Source organism: Streptomyces sp. NRRL B-3229 (genome assembly GCF_000719505.1).
In the GTDB taxonomy this organism is placed as follows: domain Bacteria; phylum Actinomycetota; class Actinomycetes; order Streptomycetales; family Streptomycetaceae; genus Streptomyces; species Streptomyces griseorubiginosus.
Map to the genome: position 1 here is coordinate 12,812 of NZ_JOGP01000018.1, position 19,826 is coordinate 32,637.

The window sequence follows — 19,826 nt, forward strand, 5'->3', positions numbered from 1 at the left end:
GCAGAACAGCACGTCCCCTAGGAAAGGTGAACATCATGGCCCTCGCACTCCTCAGGCGCCGGCGGTCCAAGGCTGCCCTTGCCGAGGCGGCGGGCCTCTCCGTCCCCCTCCCGGAAGGCGCGGGCGCCGTGGCACGTGAGATCGTCGACCCCATGGGCTCGCCCATGTCGGGTGCCGACGTCACCGTCACCGCCCTCGACACGCACCGGGTCGCGGCGCGCGGAATGTCGGACCCCTACGGCTACTTCGTGGCCGTGCTCCCGCCCGGTCGCTACAGCCTGATGGCCGCGGCCGAGGGACTCCAGCCGCACCGCGAGACCGTCGAGGTCGGGCCCACCGGGGCCGGGCCCGCCGAGCGGGTCTGGCTCCAGCCCGCCCAGGCTCTCCAACTGCCCACCCCCGGCGTGTGGTTGTTCGATCCGCCGCACACCGCGATCCGCTTCATCGCCAAGCACGTCGGCATGGCCCATGTGCACGGCCGATTCGAGCGCTTCGAGGGCGGCATCCAGATCGCGCAGGACATGTCGCAGTCCCGGGTCCAGGTCCGGATCGACGCCTCCAGCATCACGACCGGCAACACGACCCGCGACAACCACCTGCGTTCCGGGGACTTCCTCGATGTCGAGCGCTTCCCGCACATCGACTTCGTCAGCACCCGCTTCGTCTACCGCGGCGGCAGCAAGTGGACCCTCCAGGGCAGCCTGACCATGCACGGCGTCAGCCGCTCGGTCGCCCTGGACACCACGTACCTGGGCACGGTCAACGGCGGCTACGGCGAGGAACTGCGCTGCGCGGCGCTCGCGACGGCGGAACTGCACCGCGAGGACTACACGTTGAACTGGCGTTCCATGCTGGCCCGGGGCATCGCGGTCGTGGGCCCCACGGTCCAGCTGGAGCTGGACGTCCAGGCCATGTACCGCACCCACGACACGCCCACCCCGCCGGAGTAGGCGCGCACGGGCGGCGGGGCGGTGTCAGACCCGGTCGGTACCGTGCCGACCGGACTCAAGCCCGAGCCGCCCGTGACCAGCGGGCTCCCGGTCGGTGCCGCGACCATCGAGAAGCACTTCGAGGGCGAGGTCGCCGGCCGCTCGGCGACCTTGTTCACCGCCGCGTACGACCAGGAGTCCGGCGGCCTCGCGGTCGAACTTCACGGAAAGCTCACAGACACCAACTGTAACTTTATGTTTCAAGCGTTACGCTCGCCGTCATCCGAGTGCACGGGGGAAGCGGACTCGTCCGTCATGGCACTCCTTCCCCCCACGGTTTCAGGAGACTCGGCGTGAGTGACGGCGATGTAGTGGTGATCGGCGGCGGATATGCGGGTGTCCGCCTGGCAAAGAGGCTGGACCACACGGCACGGGTCACGCTGGTGGACCGCAAGGACGTGTTCTTCCATCGCATCTCCTCCCTGCGGGCCGGGGTGCGCAGCGAGTGGACGGTGACCCCCTTCATCCCGTACGACCGTCTGCTGCGCCACGGCAGGGTCGTCCTCGGCAAGGCGGTCACCATCGACACCGCCGAGCGGCGGGTGCTGCTGGCCGACGGGACACGGCTGCCGTACGACGTGGTCGTGATCGCGACCGGCGCCGACTACCCGGCGCCGGCCCGGTTCGGCGGGACCACCACCGAGGAGGCGGTGAAGACCTTCAACGAGCACCAGCAGAAGATCGCCTGCGCCGAGCACGTCCTCGTGGTCGGCGGCGGGCCCTCCGGCGTCGAACTCAGCGCGGAGATCCGCCTGGCCCGGCCCCAGGCCCGGGTCACGCTCGCGCACTCCGGTCCCGCGCTGCTCGACGCCACGGGCAGCGAGCGGGCCGGACGCCGGGCGCGCGCCTGGCTGGAGGCCCACGACGTGGAGATCCGGCTGAACTCCTTCATGTCCCCGGGCAACGACTTCGGCACCTACCGCGATGCCCACGGCGACATCATCGCCGCCGACCTCTCCTTCTGGGCCACCGGCACCACTCCCAACACGCTCTGGCTGCGCCTCGCCGGCCACGGCGACTGGCTCAACCACTCCGGCCACGTGAAGGTCGACCGTGCTCTGCGGGCCGAGGGGCACCAGGACGTCTTCGCGGTCGGTGACGTCAACGACGCCAGCGAGCTGAAGATCACCCCGGCCGCGCTCGCGCAGGCGGACCTCGCGGCCTGGAACATCCGCGCCCATCTGAACAGTTCGGGCCGGCACCGCAAGGAACCGCGATTCTACCGACCCGTCCACCGCACCCCGATCATCGTCCCCTTCGGCCCGGCGGACGGCGTCACGATGCTCCCGGTGCCGGGCGGCGAGACCGCGGTCCTGGGAGGCCGTACGACCACACTGGCCAAGGCGAAGACTCTGATGACGCCGTACATGCGGCGGCAACTCGGCTACACGGCGGCGTGATCGCGCCGCGGGGCGGGTGCGTTCGGGCGGTCCGGCGTGATGACGCGTCGCGCCGCTCGCCGCAGGCGTGGTCCCGTTGTCGGCCTTGGTCCCGGTCGGTAAGAGATCACGCGTGCAGGACGTGCTGGGACGGGGTGACCAGTCCCGATTCGTAGGCGAAGACGACCGCCTGGACCCGGCCGCGGGCGCCGATCTTGGTGAGGATGTTGCTGACGTGGGACTTCACCGTGGTCGGTGCGATGGAGAGCCGGTCGGCGATCTCGGAGTTGGAGTCACCGGAGGCGACGGCGGCGAGCACGTCGCGCTCGCGACCGGTGAGGCTGTCCAGCCGGTTGCCGGACGCCGGCCCGTCCACGGTCCGCTGGTTGCGGACGGCGTCGATGAGCGCACGGGTCAGCCCGGGGGAGACGACGACGTCACCCGCGGCCACCACCCGGACGGCCGCGACGAGTTCCTCGGCGGTGGCCCCTTCGGGCAGATGCCCCGCGGCCCCGGCCCGCAGGGCGGCGTACGGCGAGGTGTCGTCGTCCGCGGTGAGCAGCAGGACGTGGGAGACGGGACCGTCCGGGGCGTGGGCGATACGGCGGACCGTCTCGGCGGTGTCCGGGTCGGTGCTCCGGCTGTCCAGCAGGACCACGTCCGGTCGGAGCCGGGCGCTGAGGCGGACCGTCCCGGGTCCGGGTGCCGCCTCGCCGACCACGGTCAGATCGGGCTGCGACTCCAGGAGCATACGAAGGCCGACACGCTGAAGTGCCTGGCCGGTGGCGATGAGGACGCTGGTCATGGCGTGCGTGCTCCATCCTCGCCCAGCGGGCAATCGTGCTAAACGAAACGGTTTCGTTTCCGTGGGATCAGCGTAACTCCGGAGTTATCGAAACGGGAGCGTGTCGATTGTGGGTTGGCTCACATCCTGTTCCGGTTTGGGCGGGCGCCAAACGCAACAACCGCTCGACCCCGTGCGATAAGTTCCCCGCCATGGCTGAACACGGAACCGTCGCCTGGCCACCCGCCCCGATCCGGACCCGACGGCTCGTGCTCCGCGCCTCCGAGGCCCGGGACCGGGCAGCGTTCGTCGACCTGTTCGCCTCACCCGAGGTGCACACCCATCTCGGCGGCCCACGACCCCGTGACGAACTCGAACGCCAGGTGCCCGAGCTGCCCGGGCGGCGCCCCGGCCTCTTCGTGGTCGAGCTCGACGGCTCGATGATCGGCATCGTCGAGCTCAACCGACGGGACGCCGAGCACCGGAGCCAGGTCCGTCCCGGCGCCGGGGAGGCCGAACTCGGCTACCTGCTGCTGCCCGAGGCGTGGGGACACGGTTACGCGACCGAGGCCTGCGCGGCTGCGCTCGACTGGTTCGCCGGCGTGCAGCCCGGCGCACCGGTGGTGCTCTCCACCTCCACCGCCAACGAGCCTTCCCTGCGCCTCGCACGGAAACTGGGCTTCACCGAGGTCGGCCGCTTCGAGGAGTGGGGTGCCGAACACTGGTACGGGGTCTGGACCCCTGTCACGAAGACCGCCTGACCTCCTCGCGCGGTCCGTGGCCCGGCAGGGTTCTCGTGACGACCCAGTGATGCTTTCCGATCTGCCGGGTGCGCCCGAAGCCCTGCGCCTCGAACATCGCCACGGTCCCGTTGTGCAGGAACGAGGAGGAGACCGCGCGATTCCCTGCGTCCTCGGGGTAGCTCTCCACCGTGCCGCCGCCGAGCCGCGCGATCTCCCGCAGGGCGCCGGCGAGCGCGGCCGCCGCCACCCCCCGGCGCCGGTAGCCCTTGTCCACGAAGAAGCAGGTGACGCGCCAGTCGGGCGGAGTACCCAGGCCCTGCTCGTAGACCCGCCGGTGCTTGATCCGGGGCAGTTCACCGGTAGGCCCGAACTGGCACCAGCCCACGCACACCGAGCCGTCGTACACGAGTGCGGCGTGCGCCCTGCCCTCCCGGACCCGCAGTTCCTTCTCCGCGCGGTTCTGCCCCGGGGACTTGTGGCGGCCCACTCCCTCCGCGTGGAAGGCCATGCACCAGCAGCCGCCCCACACTCCGTTGTGCCGCTCGACGAGCGACACGAAGTCGGGCCAGGTCGTCTCGTCCAGAGGTCTCACGCGGTAGGCGTCCTTCGGCACGCGACCAGGCTGCCACACGAGACCGCCGGCCAGGCCCTAGACCAGACTCTGCGTGCCGAGGACCGAGATCAGGCGCAGCTTCTCGGCGTCCTCGGTGCCGGGCTCCGCCGAGTAGACGAGGATGTGGAGATCGCCCTCGTCGACCCGGAGCAGGTCGCAGTCGAGGGTGAGGGTGCCGACCTGCGGGTGCTCGATCGTCTTGCGCGAGGCGGTGAGCCGACCCACCACGCCCGTGTCCCACAGCTCGGCGAACCGCTCGCTCCGGCTCCGCAACTCGCTTACCAGGAGCGGGATGTGACGGTCCGCGGGATAGCGGGCCGCGGTCGCCCGCAGCTCGGCGACCATGCCCGTCTCGAAGGCCGCCCGCTCCTCGGGTGTGTGCCGCACCCGGCTCGGCATCCCGGTGAAGTTCCGCCAGACACCGTTGCGTTCGAGGCCGCGCAGGACGGACGGATCGCCCAGCAGCGCCGCGTACATCGGGTTGGTCACGAGCAGCGTCATGGCCGCGTCGGAGACCGCGACGGGGGTGTCGACCAGTCGGTCCAGCAGGCGCTGCACACTGGGCGTGATGAAGGCCGGCACGACATCGGGGCCCGGCGGCACCTGGCCCGCGAGCCCGAACAGGTAGGTGCGTTCGTCCCCCGACAGCCGCAGCGCCCGGGCCAGCGCCTCGACCACCTGCACCGACGGGTTGACCGCACGGCCCTGTTCGAGGCGGGTCACGTAGTCGACCGAGATGCCCGCCAGCAGGGCCAGTTCCTCGCGGCGCAGTCCGGCCGCGCGCCGGTGCCCGCCCGAGGGCAGCCCGGCCGCGTCCGGGGCGACCCGGTCACGCCAGCGCCGCAGTGCCTGTCCCAGTTCCGTCGCCGCCATGCCCCTCAGTGAACACCGTCGGCCGCCGATGTGCCTGGTACCGCCAGTCCCAGGAAGAAGGGTCTTCTGGCTGCCTCCGGGACGGCGCGGGACGGTGGGTGCCATGACGACAACACTCATCACCGGAGCCAACAAGGGCCTCGGCCACGAGACCGCCCGCCGACTCGTCGCCGCAGGCCACACCGTCTGGGTCGGGGCCCGTGACGCCGAGCGCGGCCGGCGCGCCGCCGACGGACTCGGAGCCCGCTTCGTACTGCTCGACGTCACCGACGACGCGTCCGTGGAGGCGGCCGCCAAGACCGTCGAGGCCGACGGGGGCCTCGACGTCCTGATCAACAACGCCGCCATCGAGACCCGCACCGACGACAACAGCGTGCCGGTCGCCGAGACCGTCACCGCGGACCACATGCGCACCACCTTCGAGACCAACGTGTTCGGTGTGGTCCGCGTCCTGCACGCCTTCCTGCCGCTGCTCCAGCGCTCGGCCGCGCCCGTCGTGGTCAACGTCAGCAGCGGACTGGCCTCTCTGACCCACCTCTCCGACCCGGAGCACCCCGCGCACTTCTATCCGGGCATCGCCTACCCGACCTCCAAGACCGCGCTCAACATGCTCACCGTGCAGTACGCGAAGGCGTTCCCGGATCTGCGGATCAACTCCGTGGAGCCCGGCTTCACCAGGACCGACCTGAACGGCAACACGGGTACGCAGACCGTGGCGGAGGGCGCCGAGATCATCGTACGGATGGCGCAGGTCGGACCGGACGGCCCGACCGGGGGCTACTTCGACATCGACGGTCCGCTGCCGTGGTGACGCACGGCTGAACCGGCGAGAACCCGCGGGTCCCGGCGCCGCACGGCTGAACCGGACGGGCGCCCGCGGGCCCCGGTGCCGCGTGACCCGCAGTGCGGCCCGGGGCCGGCCGGCTCGTCAGTTCCGGCGGTCCGGCGTGCAGAGCACCAGTACCGCGCGGGCGACGAGTTCGCCGGCCCCGCCGAGCTCCTGGCGGTAGCGGTCCGTGATCTCCCGCACGGTCTCGGTGAACCCGGGGTCCACCGCGCGGGCCCGGGCCGGAGCGGGGAGCTCCTGAGCCATCTCACGGCGACGCGCGAGCAGCGCGATGATCTCCTCGTCGAGACGGTCCATCCGGGTGGGCGACACGTCGTTCCCGGGGGCGGTGGCCTGGTTCGTCGGCACGCTGAAACTCCGTTCCTCTGCGCGAGATGCACGAAACGCGGCGCGTTCCATCACGGCTGATCCCTGAAGACCCTGCCCGTGGCGGTCGGCGGGAATGCGTCCCGGTACCAGGAGCCGAAGCCGACGACCACGATCAGGCGGGTACGCCGAGGGTCTCGACCGCCTTGACGAGCGGGGCGAGTTCGGGATTGCGGGCGGCCTCGTCGAGCGCCTCGCGCAGGGCCGCCTCGTTGGTCGGGCGGGCCGCCTCCAGCAGGGTGCGGCCGGCGTCGGTGACGTCGGTGTAGATGCCGCGCCGGTCGGTGGGGCACAGATAGCGGGTCAGCAGCCCGCGGTCCTCGAGGCGGGTGACCAGCCGGGTCGTGGCGCTCTGGCTGAGGACGACCGCGTCGGCGACCTGCTTCATCTGGAGATGGCCGCCCTCCCCGTCATGCTGCCGGCTCAACACGTCCAGCAGGGAGTACTCCCGCACGCTCAGCTCGTGCCCGGCCTGGAGGGCACGCTCGATGTGGGCCTCGATCCTGCCGTGCAGGAGGGAGAGCGCGCACCAGCCCTGGGCGAGCGCGGTGAGTGCCGGGTCAGTCGCGGTCATGGCGCTGGGCCTCCGTCCCGAAGTGGTGGGATCCAGAATATGTCATCGGTGAAATAGTCGGCGTGAGCCTGTTGTGCGTGTGTACAAGTTCTGGTGGGTCGCGTCCGCCGTGCGCCGCCTGATACACCCATGCCATGACAGCCGACGCATCCGCTTCCTTCGTCAGCGGCCAGACGGCCCTCGTGGTGCCCGTGCCGGAGGCCGAGCCCGCGGTACGGGCCTGGCGCGACCGCTTCGATCCGGCGGCTCGGGCCGGTGTCCCGGCGCACGTCACCGTGCTCTTCCCGTTCCTGCCCGAGCCGCTGGTCGACGCCGGCACCCGCGCCGCCCTCGACGAGATCTTCGGCGCTCACCCCTCCTTCGACGTGCGGTTCGAGGACTGCGGCCGCTTTCCCGGACTGCTCTACCTCGCCCCCACCCCGGACATGCCGTTCCGCCGACTCACGGAGGCGGTCGTCGCACGCTGGCCGGAGGCCCCGCCGTACGGCGGGAAGTACGAGCCGCACCCGCATCTGACGGTGGCCCAGTCCCACGACGACTCCCTCCTGGACGAGGCCGAGGCCGACATCCGCACCCGCCTCCCCTTCGCGGCCCGGGTGTCGAAGGTCGATCTCGTCGCCTACACCGGCACCGACTGGCAGCACCGGACGCCCTTCGCCCTCCGGTAGCCGGACGGCACCCGCACCGCTCGGAAACCCTGTGGCCGGCCCGCTTCACCCGCCGGTATCGTCCGGGCTCCCGACCCGGCCGCACCGGCGGCCGGTCCTTGCGGAGAGCGAACCCATGACCGGCCGGCCACTGACGACGACCCTCTGGCGCCCCACCGGCCCGGTGGAACTGGACCTGGTCCGGGAGCTCGACTGGCGCGCCTGGCCGCCCAGACTCCCCGAGCAGCCGATCTTCTACCCGGTCCTCGACGAGGACTACGCGATCAGGATCGCCCGGGACTGGAACGTCAAGCACGACGGCGCCGGCTTCGTGACCCGCTTCGAGGTCGAGTCCGGTTTCCTGAGCCGTTATCCCGTCCAGCAGGCCGGCGGCCGCACGATCCTCGAACTGTGGGTCCCCGCCGAGGAGTTGGACGAGTTCAACGCGCACATCGTCGGGACGATCGAGGTCGTGCACGAGTTCCGTTGAGCGCGGTGGGGGCCCTCACGGCCTGGTCAAGTTCCGCATCGTCAGGGCCAGTTGCAGTCGCAGTCGGCCCTGGGGGGTGCGCAGGGGCCAGCCCAGTAGATGCTCCGCGTGGGACAACCGGTCCTGGAGTGTGGAGTGGTGGACGTTGATCCCGGCGGCGGCCGCGCGCAGGCTCGCCGTCGAGACCACGGCGTCCAGGGTGGCCAGCAGCCAGGGAGTGCTCGCCCCCGCCGCCTCCAGGGCCCGGACATCGGGCGGCGCCTCCGCACCCGGTGCCACGAGCTCGGCCAGCAGCGCCACACCGCCCAGCTCGTCGGCGTGCACGACCCTCGGCCCCGGGTCCTGGGCGGTGCCCTCCGCGGTGAACCGCAGCGCGGTACGGGCCTGCGCCCAGGAACGCGGCAGGTCGAGCACGGGCACCTCGGGCCCCACTCCGACCCGGCCGGTGCCCGTACGTCCGGTGAGCGTTTCGGCGTCGGCCCGTCCGCTCATGACGAGGGGCCGCCCGTCGAGCGGAGCCAGCGCACGCGCCGTGCCCCCGGGATCCAGCCCCAGCCCCCGTGCCGCGTGCACTCGCGCCGCCTCCGGGGCTCCGGCGTCCAGCACGGTCTCGACCAAGGCGGGGTCGTCCACGGGCGCCCGTCCGCGGGTACGGTCCAGCACGAGCCGTACGGCCCCCGCGGCCCGCTCCAGGATCACCGCGTCCACGACACTGGGCGCCGCCCCGGCCCGTTCCAGCCACAGCGCGGCGGCCCCACCGGGTGCCAGCGCGGCGGAAGGCCAGCCGGGCTCCGGCGGGGCCCCGGAGTCCCGGCGCGTCCCGTCGGCCTCGACCCGCACCCGCACCCGGCGTTCCGCGTCGTCCAGCCGCGCGGGCACCCCGGCCAGCACGGCGGCGCCCCGCACCAGGGCCTCCAGCCCCGCACGGGACTCGGACAGCCGATCGAAGTAGGCGATGACCCGCACGGCGGCACCGGCGTCCGGATCCAGCGCGGTCAGGCGCCCGGCCAGCTCTTTCATACGGCTATGGTGCGCCATCGGCGCCGCGAAGCGCCCTGAGAGGGCGTGGGGAACCGCACGGCCTCGGCGCCGCGAAGCGCCCTGAAGGTGCGCCCGCGTGGAGCGACCCCGGCTCCGTCGTGACTCGGCCGTGCGGTTCCCCGCCATGGCACACCCGGCGCGCTACCGCGACCGTTCGACGTGCCACCCCGCAGCAGCCCCTCCCGCAGCCTCAGTTGCCCAGCAGCCTGCGCAACCACGTCACCTGAGCCGCGCGTGCGGTCTGCGACAGCGCCGCCTGCGGAGCGAAGCCGTCGAAACCGTGGAAGCCGCCGGGCCACACATGGAGTTCGGCCGCTCCGCCCGCCTGCCAGATCCGGGACGCGTACGCGACGACCTCGTCACGGAACGTCTCCGCGGAGCCCACGTCGAGGAAGGCCGGCGGCAACCCCGAGAGGTCCTCCGCCCTGGCCGCCGCCGCGTACGCCGGTACGTCCGGACCGCCCCGCCGCTCACCCAGCAACGCCGTCCACCCGGTCTCGTTCGCCGTACGGTCCCACACCCCCAGGCCCGCCATCTGGTACGTCGACGGACTGTCGTTGCGGTCGTCCAGCATCGGGCACATCAGCAGCTGACCGATCGGCCGGGGTCCCTTCCGGTCCCGGGTGAGCAGGGCCAGCGCCGCCGAGAGACCGCCCCCCGCGCTCGCTCCCGCGATGACGATCCGCCCGGCGTCGCCGCCGATCTCCCCGGCGTGCTCGGCGGTCCACACGAGCCCGGCGTACACGTCCTCGATCGGTGCCGGATGCGGATGCTCGGGCGCCAGCCGGTACTCCACCGACACCACCACCGCGTCCAGTTCCCGCGCCCAGGCCAGCGGACCGTCGACGCCGAGCCGGTTGTTGCCGAGGACCATGCCGCCGCCGTGGACGTGGTAGATCACCGGCCGACCGGCACCGCCGGGCTCCGGGGTGACGGGGCGGGCGATGAGCAGCGAGATCTCCGGGGCACCCGCCGGCCCGGGCACCGACCGGTCCTCCACCTTGAAGAACCCGTCCAGCGTCAGGTCCAGCTCGGCCAGCATCTGGATGGCCGGTCCCTGGCGTACGTCGTCGATCTCGTCCGGGGTGAGGCCGGGCGAGATCACGTCCTTGATCAGTTCCAGGGCGGCACCGAGTTCGGGGTCGAACGGGGGCGGCACGTGTGTCATGGCTTCTCCTCACGCGGGGTGCGGCGGCTCGTGGCGCCATGATCGGCCCGTCGGCGCCGGTCCGGGGCGCCGCCGTACGGCGGAACCTGCCCGCCGTACGGCGGGTGACAACGGCGAGAACCGCTCCGCTCACGCCTGACCTGCGAGTCTTTTCCCCCGCGTGACCCGTTGTTCACCTTGTGCAGGTGGATGGGATGCGCGGAGGTGGCCAGGCTTTCGATGCCCCCCCACGCACCTGGAGAACCTGTGAACGTCTCTCTCACCGTCTGGCTGCTGACCGTGGTCGCCCTGTGCGTCCTGGTCGGGGCCGACTTCTTCATCGGCCGTAAGCCGCACGACGTCTCGGTGAAGGAGGCCGGCGTCTGGACCGTCGTCTGGGTCGTGCTGGCCTGTCTCTTCGGGCTCGGGCTGCTCCTGTTCGGCGGTGCGAAGCCCACGGGCGAGTTCTTCGCCGGGTACATCACCGAGAAGTCCCTGAGCGTGGACAACCTCTTCGTGTTCGTCCTGATCATGGGGAAGTTCGCGGTGCCGTCGCAGTACCAGCAGCGGGTGCTGATGGTCGGCGTGATCATGGCGCTCGTGCTGCGCGCCGGGTTCATCGCGGCCGGCGCGGCGATCATCTCCACGTTCTCCTGGGTGTTCTACCTCTTCGGCGCCTTCCTGATCTGGACCGCCTGGAAGCTCGTGCAGGACGCCCGCAAGGGTGGGCACGAGGAGGAGTACGAGGAGAACAAGCTGCTGAAGACGGTGGAGCGGCGCTTCGGTGTCGCCGACCGCTACCACGGCACCAAGCTGTGGGTCGAGGAGAACGGCAGGCGGGTCATGACGCCGATGCTCGTCGTGATGCTCGCCATCGGTTCCACCGACGTGCTGTTCGCCCTGGACTCCATCCCCGCGATCTACGGCCTGACCCAGGACCCGTACATCGTCCTCACCGCCAATGCCTTCGCGCTCATGGGCCTGCGCCAGCTGTACTTCCTCATCGGCGGCCTGCTGAAGAAGCTGGTCCACCTCAGCTACGGTCTCTCGATCATCCTCGGCTTCATCGGGGTCAAGCTCGTCCTGCACGCTCTCCACGAGTCCGGCGTCCACGTCCCCGAGATCGGCATCCCCTTCTCCCTCGGCTTCATCGTCCTCGTTCTCGCGGTCACCACCCTGACAAGCCTGCGGGCGGCGAAGCGGCTGGAAGGGGTTGAGGGGGTGGAGGCGGAGCGGGCGGTGTGACGGGGGCGGGGCAGGCCCCGGAGGGCCCGCGTCGGTGTCCGGGCGGCGGATGCCTCGGCGCCGATCGCACCGCAGGGCGGCTGTCGCACCGGGCCGAGACGGCGGGCACGGCCGGTCGGCGTCCCGAGTGCTCCCCCCCCACGTCGAGGCGGTCGCACCTCTTCCCCCTTGACTTGAAGCGCGCTCCAAGTCGTAGCGTCGCCAGCGTCGGCCAAGCCCCGTGAGCGGAGACGTCATGCGTGTGGGTGTGCACATCAACCGGTTCGACCATCCCGCGGGTGGCCCCGCTCTCGGTGCCGAGCTCGCCGCCGCGGGCCGTGCGGCCGAGGCGGCCGGGGTGAGCTGGCTGTCGGTGATGGACCACTACTTCCAGATGGAGTTCAACGGCGGGGCCGAGGACCCCATGCTGGAGGCCTACACGACCCTCGGCTTCCTCGCGGCCCACACCGAGACGGTCCAACTCGGCGCACTGGTGACCGGAGTGACGTATCGTCACCCCGGACTGCTCGCCAAGATCGCGACCACGCTCGACGTGCTCTCCGGCGGCCGTGCCACCCTCGGGATCGGTGCCGCCTGGTACGACCGTGAGCACGAGGGCCTGGGCGTGCCGTTCCCGCCCGTCGCCGAACGTTTCGAGCGACTTGAGGAGACCCTGCGGATCTGCCTCCAGATGTGGGACCCGGCGACGAACGGCCCCTTCGAGGGCACCCACTACCGGCTCGCCGAGACCCTGTGCGTACCGCCCCCGGTCAGCAGCCCGCACCCCGAGATCATGATCGGCGGCAGCGGCGAGAAGAAGACACTGCGGCTCGTCGCCCGCCACGGCGACGCCTGCAACCTCTTCACCACCTCGCCCGAGGAGGTCGCCCACAAGCTCGACGTGCTGCGCGGTCACTGCGACACCGAGGGACGCGACTACGACGAGATCCGCAAGACCGTCCTCTACGTGGGCGAGTCCGCCTCCGCGGGCGACCTCGACACCTTCACCCGGGACATCGCGCGCTACACCAGGCTCGGCATCGACAGGGTCGTCCTCGGCCCGCGACTCGGCGCCCCCGCGCGGTGGATCGAACAGTTCGCGGCACCCGCCGTAGAGCGCCTGGCGGAACTGGACTGACCGGCCTAGGCGATGGCAGGCCGGCTGCGCGAGACGATCCGCGTGCCGTCGCAGTCGACCACCCGGACCTGCAACGAGCCGCAGCCGCATCGCGTCCACACCGTGCGGCCGTCGCCCGTGCCGTGCCGGGACACCACCTGGAAGGGCTCGGCGTCGTCCGGCCAGCCGCAGTGCGGGCAGACGGCGCGGGTCGTGCTGGTCATGGTGACTCCTTCGCATCCACGGACTGGGTACGGCCGTCGCGACACAGCCAGCATGCGGCGGGGTCTTCGTTCACGTCCACGTTGACTTTCTGGACGTCACCTTGAAGTGTTGGCTTCATGATCGACCTGCGCCGGCTCCACGTCCTGAGGGCGGTCGCCCACTACGGCACGGTCACCGCCGCTGCCCGGGCCCTGCACTTCACCCCGTCGGCGGCCTCCCAGCAGATCCGCCAGCTCGCCCGCGACCTGGGTGTGGACCTCCTGGAACCCCAGGGTCGGGGGATCCGTCTCACCCCGGCCGCCGAGAGCCTGCTCGCGCACGCCGACGCCATCCAGGCCCGCTGGGAACAGGCCGAACTGGAGCTGAGCGCCCACCGGGACGAGCCCGCGGGACCATTGCGGGTGGGCGGCCTGGCCGGTGCCGTCTCGGCCCTGCTCGCCCCTATGGCGGTCCGGCTGCGCGAGCGGCACAGCCGACTCACCGTCAGCATCCAGGAGTTGGGCCTGCCCGAGAGCTTCGACCTGCTCTTCGAGGGGGCGATCGACCTGGCCGTCGTGGAGGCGACCCCGTACAACCCGCCGATGAGCGACGCCCGCTTCGACCAACAGCCCCTCCTGGACGACCCGTTCGACCTGGTCGTACCCGCGGACCATCCGCTGGCCCGGCGTGACCAAGTGGATCTCGCGGACGCAGCCCACGAGGACTGGATCGCCCCCGTGATGGACAGCGCCTGCCGCACCCACGTCATGTCGGCCTGCGGCGCGGCCGGCTTCACCCCCAGCGTGGTCCACCAGGCCGTGGAGTGGAACGTCACCGCCCACCTGGTCGCCCACCGCCTGGGCGTGGCGCTGATCCCCCGCCTGGCCCACCTGACCCTCGACCTGCCGGTCACCCGGGTCCGCTGCGAGGGCCACCCCCATCGAAAGCTGCTGACCTGCACCCGCACCGGAGCCGCCGAACGCCCGGCGATCGCGGCGGCGCTCAGGGAACTGAGAGATCTGGCTCCGGCAACGGTGACGTGACGCGTCCCAAAGGGGCGCGGGGCTGTGTGTATCTGCGGCTCCGCCGCGTGGGCGCGATCAACCCCCGCCAGCCCGCAGGCGACACACGAAAGGGCCGGAGTACAAAGAACTCCGGCCCCTCGAAGAAACCGTTCAAGCGCCGCAGGTTCAGGCGGCCGCAACCTCACCCGCGTGGTTGTGCAGCTGCGCCACGACCTCGGCCAGCTGCGCGGCGACCTCCGCGTCGTCCGCCGGGTGCGTCTCGGCGAACCGGACCACGGAGCCCGGGATGGACAGCTTGACGTCCTCGAGCACCTTGCCGCCGGCGATGCCCACGGCCTTGCGGGTCTCGTCCTGCGCCCACACGCCGCCGAACTGGCCGAACGCGGTGCCGACCACGGCGACCGGCTTGCCGGCGAAGGCGCCGGCGCCGTACGGACGCGACAGCCAGTCGATGGCGTTCTTCAGGACGGCCGGGATCGTGCCGTTGTACTCGGGGGAGAAGAACAGGAACGCGTCGGAGGCCTGCGCGGCCTCGCGCAGCTTGGCGGCGGCCGCCGGGACGCTGCCCTCGACGTCGATGTCCTCGTTGTAGAAGGGGATCTCGGCCAGGCCCTCGTAGAGCACGATCTCCGCGCCCTCGGGAGCGTGCTTGACGGCCGCCTCGGCGAGCTGGCGGTTGTGCGAGCCGGCGCGAAGGGATCCGACGAGCGCCAGGATGCGAACAGACATGCGTTACTCCAAGGGTGCTGAAACACTGCCGTAATGTTCCGGACCGGGGTCCGTTTAATTTCTAGCATCCCAAACGGACCGGGGTCCAGTTTTCTTCCCGATGCTTTACGCTGGCTTCATGTCCGAGACCCTGTCCCCGCTGCCGATGCCCGAGGAGCCCTCCGACAAGCCCCGTCTCCTGGAGGTCGGATTCGCTCCCGACGAGCCGTGCCTGCGTGCCGACGCGGCCCGCAACCGGGCTCGGCTGCTGGAGGCCGCGACCCGGCTGATCGCGGAGCACGGTGTGGCAGGCGTCACCATGGAGGCGGTGGCCACGGCCGCCGGAGTCGGCAAGGGCACGGTCTTCCGTCGCTTCGGCGATCGCACCGGACTGCTCCTGGCGCTCCTCGACCACTCCGCCCACACGCTCCAGGCGGACTTCCTCGCCGGCCCGCCCCCGCTGGGCCCGGGAGCCCCGCCGGTGGACCGGCTGCGGGCGCTCGGCGTGGCCGTGCTGTACCGCTACGCCGAACAGCTGGACCTGCTGCTGGCCGCGCAGTCGGAGCCGACCCGGCGCCACTCCCACCCGGCGGCGCGCGCCCTGCACATGCACACCGCCATGCTGCTTCGGCAGATACTCCCGGACGCCGACTGCGAGCTGCTGGCCCAGACGCTGATGGCGTACCTCGACCCGGCTCTCATCCATCACCTCACCCGGCAGTGCGACATGCCGCTGGGGCGCCTGGAGGCCGGCTGGAACGACCTCGTGACGCGCGTGACCGGCGCCGATCCGCAGCGCTGAGCGGCAGCCCGGCGAGAGCGGCAACCCCACATGTGGGCGCCGTCACAGCTTCTGCAAAGATGACGATCGTCATGGTGCAGATACAGAACACGTCCGCGTCCGCATTACCGCGTTCCGTGCCCACGAGTGCCGATGTGGCCCGCCTGGCCGGCGTCTCGCGCGCGACCGTCTCCTACGTCCTCAACAACACCAGCGCCGTCCGGATCAGCGAACCCACCCGCCGCCGCGTCCACGCCGCCGCGAAGGAACTCGGGTACGTCCCGCACGCGGCCGCTCGCAGCCTGCGCGCCGGCCACAGCCGGATGGTGCTCATGCCGGCCCCGTCCATCCCGGTCGGCCCCCTCTACAGCCAGTTCATCAGCGAACTCCAGTGGGCCCTCGGCCGCCTCGACTACACCGTCGTCCAGTACGGCAGCGTCGGCCTCCAGGGGGAGGAGGCGGCCCGCGCCTGGGCCGAGCTGCGCCCGGTCGCCGTCCTGGTGCCCGGCACCGGACTCGGCCCGCAGGGTGTCGCCCTGCTCCGCCGCTCGGGCGCCCGAGCCGTGGTCACCCTCGCGCCCGAGGCCGTCGAGGGCGCCCACGCCCTGCTCATGGACCACGAGCGGGTCGGCCACTGCGCCGCCGACCACCTGTACGCGCGCGGCCGGCGCCGCATCGGTGTGGTGGTGCCCGAGGAGGCCGGTCTGGAGGCCTTCTCGCTGCCCCGCCTGGCGGGTGTGCGCCGGGCCCTGCAAGGCACGGACGCCACGCTCACCGAGCTGCCCCTCGCCTTCGAGGAGCAGTCCGCGATCAGGCTCGCCGCCCGCTGGCGGGAGCTCGGACTCGACTCCGTGTTCGCATACAACGACGAATACGCGATGCTGTTGATGCGAGCCCTTCAGGACGAGGGGCTGCGCATCCCGGAGGACACGGCGGTGATCGGCGCCGACGACCTGCTCCTCGGCCGGCTGCTGCGCCCCCGGCTCAGCACCGTCCACATCGAGCTGCCGTCCGGCCGTGACCTGGCCGAACTGGTCGACCGCGCGGTGCGCGAACCGGGCGCCGCGACCGAGACGCACACGGTGCTGGGTGCCACGGTGGTGCACCGCGACTCCAGCTGACGGACGCAGGGAGGCCTGCCATGCGCACCACGGTCGGGATCATCGGCGGTGGCCCCGCCGGACTGCTCCTCGCGCGCATGCTGCACCGCGCCGGCGTCGACTGCGTGGTCCTGGAGAGCCGGACGCGGGAGTACGTCGAGCACCGCCAGCGGGCCGGCATGCTGGAGCAGGGCACCGTCGACGCCCTGCGCGCGTGCGGGGCCGCCGACCGCCTGGAGGCGCAGGGCCTGGTCCACCGGGGCATCGAGCTGCGGTTCGCGGGGGAGCGGCACCGCATCGACTTCCCCGCGCTCACCGGCGGCCGTACGGTCACCATCTACGCCCAGACCGAGATCGTGAAGGATCTCGTCGCACTCCAACTGGCCGAAGGGCCGCCGCTGTTGTTCGAGGCGGAGGCCCTCGCGGTCGAGAAGCCGGACAGCGACGCCCCCGTGGTGCGGTTCCGGCACGAGGGCCGTGAACAGACGCTGGCCTGCGACTGGGTCGCCGGCTGCGACGGCTTCCACGGCGTCTCCCGCAAGTCCTTCCCGGCGGCGACGAGCCGGACGTACGCGCGCGACTACCCGTACTCCTGGCTCGGGATCCTCGCCGACGTCCCGCCCTCCTGCGAGGAGTTGATCTACGCCCGCGGCGAGCGCGGCTTCGCGCTGCACAGCATGCGCTCCCCGTCCGTCTCCCGGCTCTACCTCCAGGTCCCCAACGGCACGGACGCCGCCGACTGGTCCGACGAGCGCATCTGGGACGAGCTCGCCGCCCGCTTCGCGGTCGACGCCGACTGGACCCTCGCCAGGGGTCCCGTCACCGCCAAGTCGGTGACCCCGATGCGCAGCCATGTCCACGAGCCCATGCGTCACGGCCGCCTGCTGCTGGCCGGGGACGCCGCGCACATCGTGCCGCCGACCGGGGCCAAGGGGCTCAACCTCGCCGTGTCGGACGTGTCCGTCCTGGCGCGCGCCCTCATCGAGGCCCACCGCACGGGATCCACGCAACTGATCGACAGGTATTCGGAGTTGTGTCTTTCTCGTGTGTGGCAGGCCACGCGCTTCTCGTACGACATGACTAGGATGTTGCACGCTCAACCAAACGGGGATGCGTTCGAGAGCCGGATGCAGCTCGCACGGCTGCGCCGAATCACCGCATCCCGCCATGCGGCCGCCGAACTGGCCGCGAACTACACGGGACCACCCCTGCCCGCGTGAGTCCCGCAGGTGATCGAACGGAGAGCCGTCATGTCGTTGCTCGACCCCAGGAGCTGGCAGCCCCACCCCCTTTCGGGACCTGAGTACGCGGTCACCGAGCCCGCCACCGGCGACACCCTCGCCACCGTCACCCTCGCCACCGGCGAGGACGTGGAGCGCTCCGCGGAGACCGCCCGCGCCGCCCAGGCCGAATGGGCGCGGCTCCCGCACTTCGTCCGGGCCGGGGTACTGCGCAAGGCCGGTGACCTGTTCGCCGCGCACGCCGAGGAACTGCGCGGATGGCTCGTCCGCGAGTCCGGGTCCATACCCGGCAAGGCCGACTTCGAGCTGCACGTGGCCGCCCAGGAGTGCTACGAGGCCGCCGCCCTCGCCTCCCGCCCCGCGGGCCAGGTCCTGCCCAGTGAGGCGCCGAGGCTGTCGTACACCCGCCGGGTCCCGGTCGGCGTCGTCGGCGTGATCTCGCCCTTCAACGCCCCGCTGATCCTGTCGATCCGCTCCGTCGCCCCCGCGCTCGCCCTGGGCAACGCGGTGATCCTCAAGCCCGACCCGCGCACCGCGGTCTGCGGCGGACTCTCGCTCGCCGCGGTCTTCGCGGAGGCCGGGCTGCCCGAGGGCCTCTTCCACGTCCTGCCCGGCGGCCCGGACGTCGGCCAGGCCCTGGTCGCCGACCCGCGCGTCCCCGTCATCTCCTTCACCGGGTCGACCGCCGCCGGCCGCGCGGTGGGCGAGGCGGCCGGACGCCACCTCAAGCGCGCCCACCTGGAACTCGGCGGCAACTCCGCCCTGATCGTTCTGGAGGACGCCGACATCGAGGCCGTCATCTCCACGGCCGCCTGGGGATCCTTCTTCCACCAGGGCCAGATCTGCATGACGACGGGCCGCCACCTCGTCCACGAGTCGCTGTACGCGGAGTACGTCGAGCGGCTGGCCGCCAAGGCCGACTCGCTCGCCGTCGGCGACCCGAACCGGGAGCAGGTCCACCTCGGCCCGATCATCGACGACAACCAGCTCGCCAAGGTGCGCGGGCTGGTCGACGCCAGCACCGCCCAGGGCGCCAAGCTGGCCGCGGGCGGCACCCACGAGAAGCTCTTCTACCGGCCGACGGTCCTCGCGGGCATCGACGACAGCACGCCCGCCTACGCGGAGGAGGTCTTCGGGCCCGTCGCGCCCGTACGGTCCTTCGCCACCGTGGACGAGGCGGCCGCGCTGGCCGCCGCGGGGCCCTACGGCCTCTCGCTGGGCATCGTCACAGGGGACGCGGCCCGCGGTCTCGACCTGGCGGAGCGCATCCCGACCGGCATCGTGCACATCAACGACCAGACCGTGAACGACGAGGCCGTCGCGCCCTTCGGCGGCATCGCCGCGTCCGGCACCGGCGCCCGGTTCGGCGGCGAGGCCAACGTGGAGGCCTTCACCGACGTGCGGTGGACGACGGTACGTGCGGACGTGGCGACGTACCCCTTCTGATCAGGGGTTCTTACTGGTCGCTCTGCTCGGCCTGGGCCTGCTGCGCGGCCACGGCCTTGCGGACCTCGTCCATGTCCAGCTTGCGGGCCTGCCCGATGACGTCCGTCAGGGCCGACTCGGGCAGCGCGCCCGGCTGCGCGAACACCGCGACCTGGTCGCGGACGATCATCAGCGTCGGGATCGACTGGATGCCGAAGGCCTGGGCCAGCTCCGGCTGGGCCTCGGTGTCCACCTTGCCGAAGACCAGGTCGGGGTTGTCCTCGGCGGCCTTCTCGTAGACCGGCGCGAACTGGCGGCAAGGACCGCACCAGGACGCCCAGAAGTCGATCAGGACGAACTCGTTGTCCGTGACCGTCTGGTCGAAGTTCTCCTTGGTGAGCTCCACGGTGCTGCTCATTGAGCCAACCCTCTTCCTGGTGTCGGGGAAACCGTCCGGCACAACACGCCCGGTCGGGCACGTATTCCACGCGCTGTTCGGCGCGCTTAC

23 protein-coding genes and 1 pseudogene are annotated in these 19,826 nt (G+C 71.7%); 14 read left to right on the forward strand and 10 right to left on the reverse strand.

The annotated features are described in order from the left end of the window. The first annotated feature begins 35 nt into the window (after positions 1–35). From IF54_RS0126005 to IF54_RS0126015, 3 genes and pseudogenes are all read left to right on the forward strand, one after another. Positions 36–950, forward strand: a complete 915-nt coding sequence (locus IF54_RS0126005) for a YceI family protein (protein WP_030322771.1) — start codon at positions 36–38, stop codon at positions 948–950. Positions 951–1,022: 72 nt separating this feature from the next. Further along, positions 1,023–1,133, forward strand: a pseudogene (locus tag IF54_RS43545) (DUF3224 domain-containing protein); the annotation flags it as partial. A gap of 149 nt (positions 1,134–1,282) precedes the next feature. Then, positions 1,283–2,389 carry an NAD(P)/FAD-dependent oxidoreductase gene (locus IF54_RS0126015; RefSeq protein ID WP_030322774.1) on the forward strand — a complete coding sequence of 369 codons (1,107 nt, stop codon included), beginning with the start codon at positions 1,283–1,285 and terminating at the stop codon, positions 2,387–2,389. A gap of 106 nt (positions 2,390–2,495) precedes the next feature. Here IF54_RS0126015 and IF54_RS0126020 read toward each other — a convergent pair whose 3' ends face one another. Next, positions 2,496–3,173, reverse strand: a complete 678-nt coding sequence (locus tag IF54_RS0126020; RefSeq protein ID WP_030322776.1) for a LuxR C-terminal-related transcriptional regulator — start codon at positions 3,171–3,173, stop codon at positions 2,496–2,498. A gap of 191 nt (positions 3,174–3,364) precedes the next feature. On the opposite strand from IF54_RS0126020, the gene IF54_RS0126025 reads away from it, so the two are divergent. Next, positions 3,365–3,913: a GNAT family N-acetyltransferase gene (locus IF54_RS0126025; protein ID WP_030322779.1), complete on the forward strand. Its 549-nt coding sequence runs from the start codon at positions 3,365–3,367 to the stop codon at positions 3,911–3,913. On the opposite strand, the gene IF54_RS0126030 is transcribed toward IF54_RS0126025, so the two are convergent. Together IF54_RS0126030 and IF54_RS0126035 are read right to left on the reverse strand one after the other, a co-directional pair. After that, complete coding sequence (locus IF54_RS0126030; RefSeq protein ID WP_234439063.1) at positions 3,897–4,487, reverse strand: GNAT family N-acetyltransferase; 591 nt, start codon at positions 4,485–4,487, stop codon at positions 3,897–3,899. The genes IF54_RS0126025 and IF54_RS0126030 overlap by 17 nt on opposite strands. A 57-nt stretch (positions 4,488–4,544) precedes the next feature. Then, a complete protein-coding gene (locus IF54_RS0126035; protein ID WP_030322783.1) occupies positions 4,545–5,381 on the reverse strand; it encodes a helix-turn-helix transcriptional regulator in 837 nt (278 codons plus the stop codon). A 103-nt stretch (positions 5,382–5,484) separates the two neighbouring features. Here IF54_RS0126035 and IF54_RS0126040 point away from each other — a divergent pair, with 103 nt between their 5' ends. Next, positions 5,485–6,192 (forward strand): SDR family oxidoreductase, encoded by a 708-nt coding sequence (locus tag IF54_RS0126040; protein ID WP_030322784.1) that lies wholly within the window; start codon positions 5,485–5,487, stop codon positions 6,190–6,192. A gap of 117 nt (positions 6,193–6,309) precedes the next feature. On the opposite strand, the gene IF54_RS0126045 is transcribed toward IF54_RS0126040, so the two are convergent. Both IF54_RS0126045 and IF54_RS0126050 read right to left on the reverse strand, forming a co-directional pair. Beyond that, positions 6,310–6,576 (reverse strand): hypothetical protein, encoded by a 267-nt coding sequence (locus IF54_RS0126045; protein WP_030322785.1) that lies wholly within the window; start codon positions 6,574–6,576, stop codon positions 6,310–6,312. A gap of 133 nt (positions 6,577–6,709) precedes the next feature. Then, a complete protein-coding gene (locus tag IF54_RS0126050) occupies positions 6,710–7,168 on the reverse strand; it encodes a MarR family winged helix-turn-helix transcriptional regulator (RefSeq protein ID WP_030322790.1) in 459 nt (152 codons plus the stop codon). A 134-nt stretch (positions 7,169–7,302) separates the two neighbouring features. On the opposite strand from IF54_RS0126050, the gene IF54_RS0126055 reads away from it, so the two are divergent. Both IF54_RS0126055 and IF54_RS0126060 read left to right on the forward strand, forming a co-directional pair. Continuing rightward, entirely contained in the window at positions 7,303–7,836 is a 534-nt protein-coding gene (locus IF54_RS0126055) for a 2'-5' RNA ligase family protein (protein WP_030322800.1), read from the forward strand. Between the two features lie 115 nt (positions 7,837–7,951). After that, positions 7,952–8,305, forward strand: a complete 354-nt coding sequence (locus tag IF54_RS0126060) for a hypothetical protein (protein WP_030322802.1) — start codon at positions 7,952–7,954, stop codon at positions 8,303–8,305. A gap of 15 nt (positions 8,306–8,320) precedes the next feature. Here the strand turns inward: IF54_RS0126060 and IF54_RS0126065 are convergent, their stop codons facing one another. Beyond that, positions 8,321–9,325: a helix-turn-helix domain-containing protein gene (locus tag IF54_RS0126065; RefSeq protein ID WP_030322804.1), complete on the reverse strand. Its 1,005-nt coding sequence runs from the start codon at positions 9,323–9,325 to the stop codon at positions 8,321–8,323. A gap of 211 nt (positions 9,326–9,536) precedes the next feature. Then, complete coding sequence (locus IF54_RS0126070; protein WP_030322806.1) at positions 9,537–10,514, reverse strand: alpha/beta hydrolase; 978 nt, start codon at positions 10,512–10,514, stop codon at positions 9,537–9,539. Between the two features lie 246 nt (positions 10,515–10,760). On the opposite strand from IF54_RS0126070, the gene IF54_RS0126075 reads away from it, so the two are divergent. Both IF54_RS0126075 and IF54_RS0126080 read left to right on the forward strand, forming a co-directional pair. Next, positions 10,761–11,738: a TerC family protein gene (locus IF54_RS0126075; protein WP_051735540.1), complete on the forward strand. Its 978-nt coding sequence runs from the start codon at positions 10,761–10,763 to the stop codon at positions 11,736–11,738. Positions 11,739–11,973: 235 nt separating this feature from the next. Further along, positions 11,974–12,855, forward strand: coding sequence for an LLM class F420-dependent oxidoreductase (locus tag IF54_RS0126080; RefSeq protein WP_030322812.1), 882 nt, complete (start codon positions 11,974–11,976; stop codon positions 12,853–12,855). Between the two features lie 5 nt (positions 12,856–12,860). Here IF54_RS0126080 and IF54_RS0126085 read toward each other — a convergent pair whose 3' ends face one another. Continuing rightward, on the reverse strand, positions 12,861–13,058 hold the full coding sequence (locus tag IF54_RS0126085; protein ID WP_030322813.1) for a hypothetical protein: 198 nt from the start codon (positions 13,056–13,058) through the stop codon (positions 12,861–12,863). Between the two features lie 117 nt (positions 13,059–13,175). Between IF54_RS0126085 and IF54_RS0126090 the strand changes: the two genes are divergently transcribed. Then, the gene (locus tag IF54_RS0126090) at positions 13,176–14,081 is read left to right on the forward strand and encodes a LysR family transcriptional regulator (protein WP_030322815.1); all 906 of its coding nucleotides are present in this window, start codon (positions 13,176–13,178) and stop codon (positions 14,079–14,081) included. A 147-nt stretch (positions 14,082–14,228) separates the two neighbouring features. On the opposite strand, the gene IF54_RS0126095 is transcribed toward IF54_RS0126090, so the two are convergent. Further along, the gene (locus IF54_RS0126095; protein WP_030322816.1) at positions 14,229–14,792 is read right to left on the reverse strand and encodes an NAD(P)H-dependent oxidoreductase; all 564 of its coding nucleotides are present in this window, start codon (positions 14,790–14,792) and stop codon (positions 14,229–14,231) included. Between the two features lie 100 nt (positions 14,793–14,892). Between IF54_RS0126095 and IF54_RS0126100 the strand changes: the two genes are divergently transcribed. The 4 genes from IF54_RS0126100 to IF54_RS0126115 are packed head-to-tail and all read left to right on the forward strand — an operon-like array spanning position 14,893 to position 19,339. Beyond that, complete coding sequence (locus IF54_RS0126100; protein WP_030322818.1) at positions 14,893–15,573, forward strand: TetR/AcrR family transcriptional regulator; 681 nt, start codon at positions 14,893–14,895, stop codon at positions 15,571–15,573. A gap of 59 nt (positions 15,574–15,632) precedes the next feature. Continuing rightward, the gene (locus IF54_RS0126105; protein WP_030322820.1) at positions 15,633–16,673 is read left to right on the forward strand and encodes a LacI family DNA-binding transcriptional regulator; all 1,041 of its coding nucleotides are present in this window, start codon (positions 15,633–15,635) and stop codon (positions 16,671–16,673) included. Positions 16,674–16,693: 20 nt separating this feature from the next. Next, a complete protein-coding gene (locus IF54_RS0126110; RefSeq protein ID WP_030322821.1) occupies positions 16,694–17,872 on the forward strand; it encodes a 4-hydroxybenzoate 3-monooxygenase in 1,179 nt (392 codons plus the stop codon). A gap of 30 nt (positions 17,873–17,902) precedes the next feature. Next, a complete protein-coding gene (locus IF54_RS0126115; RefSeq protein ID WP_030322823.1) occupies positions 17,903–19,339 on the forward strand; it encodes a benzaldehyde dehydrogenase in 1,437 nt (478 codons plus the stop codon). A 10-nt stretch (positions 19,340–19,349) separates the two neighbouring features. Here IF54_RS0126115 and trxA read toward each other — a convergent pair whose 3' ends face one another. After that, complete coding sequence (trxA, locus tag IF54_RS0126120; RefSeq protein ID WP_030322825.1) at positions 19,350–19,736, reverse strand: thioredoxin; 387 nt, start codon at positions 19,734–19,736, stop codon at positions 19,350–19,352. Positions 19,737–19,826 lie beyond the last annotated feature (90 nt).

Excerpts from the sequence above, each read along its gene's own strand:
- IF54_RS0126005 (WP_030322771.1), top strand. The coding sequence starts at position 36 with ATGGCCCTCGCACTCCTCAGGCGCCGGCGGTCCAAGGCTGCCCTTGCC.
- IF54_RS0126020 (WP_030322776.1), bottom strand. The coding sequence starts at position 3,173 with ATGACCAGCGTCCTCATCGCCACCGGCCAGGCACTTCAGCGTGTCGGC.
- IF54_RS0126025 (WP_030322779.1), top strand. The coding sequence starts at position 3,365 with ATGGCTGAACACGGAACCGTCGCCTGGCCACCCGCCCCGATCCGGACC.
- IF54_RS0126035 (WP_030322783.1), bottom strand. The coding sequence starts at position 5,381 with ATGGCGGCGACGGAACTGGGACAGGCACTGCGGCGCTGGCGTGACCGG.
- IF54_RS0126040 (WP_030322784.1), top strand. The coding sequence starts at position 5,485 with ATGACGACAACACTCATCACCGGAGCCAACAAGGGCCTCGGCCACGAG.
- IF54_RS0126050 (WP_030322790.1), bottom strand. The coding sequence starts at position 7,168 with ATGACCGCGACTGACCCGGCACTCACCGCGCTCGCCCAGGGCTGGTGC.
- IF54_RS0126055 (WP_030322800.1), top strand. The coding sequence starts at position 7,303 with ATGACAGCCGACGCATCCGCTTCCTTCGTCAGCGGCCAGACGGCCCTC.
- IF54_RS0126060 (WP_030322802.1), top strand. The coding sequence starts at position 7,952 with ATGACCGGCCGGCCACTGACGACGACCCTCTGGCGCCCCACCGGCCCG.
- IF54_RS0126065 (WP_030322804.1), bottom strand. The coding sequence starts at position 9,325 with ATGAAAGAGCTGGCCGGGCGCCTGACCGCGCTGGATCCGGACGCCGGT.
- IF54_RS0126070 (WP_030322806.1), bottom strand. The coding sequence starts at position 10,514 with ATGACACACGTGCCGCCCCCGTTCGACCCCGAACTCGGTGCCGCCCTG.
- IF54_RS0126080 (WP_030322812.1), top strand. The coding sequence starts at position 11,974 with ATGCGTGTGGGTGTGCACATCAACCGGTTCGACCATCCCGCGGGTGGC.
- IF54_RS0126085 (WP_030322813.1), bottom strand. The coding sequence starts at position 13,058 with ATGACCAGCACGACCCGCGCCGTCTGCCCGCACTGCGGCTGGCCGGAC.
- IF54_RS0126090 (WP_030322815.1), top strand. The coding sequence starts at position 13,176 with ATGATCGACCTGCGCCGGCTCCACGTCCTGAGGGCGGTCGCCCACTAC.
- IF54_RS0126095 (WP_030322816.1), bottom strand. The coding sequence starts at position 14,792 with ATGTCTGTTCGCATCCTGGCGCTCGTCGGATCCCTTCGCGCCGGCTCG.
- IF54_RS0126100 (WP_030322818.1), top strand. The coding sequence starts at position 14,893 with ATGCTTTACGCTGGCTTCATGTCCGAGACCCTGTCCCCGCTGCCGATG.
- IF54_RS0126105 (WP_030322820.1), top strand. The coding sequence starts at position 15,633 with ATGACGATCGTCATGGTGCAGATACAGAACACGTCCGCGTCCGCATTA.
- IF54_RS0126110 (WP_030322821.1), top strand. The coding sequence starts at position 16,694 with ATGCGCACCACGGTCGGGATCATCGGCGGTGGCCCCGCCGGACTGCTC.
- IF54_RS0126115 (WP_030322823.1), top strand. The coding sequence starts at position 17,903 with ATGTCGTTGCTCGACCCCAGGAGCTGGCAGCCCCACCCCCTTTCGGGA.
- trxA (WP_030322825.1), bottom strand. The coding sequence starts at position 19,736 with ATGAGCAGCACCGTGGAGCTCACCAAGGAGAACTTCGACCAGACGGTC.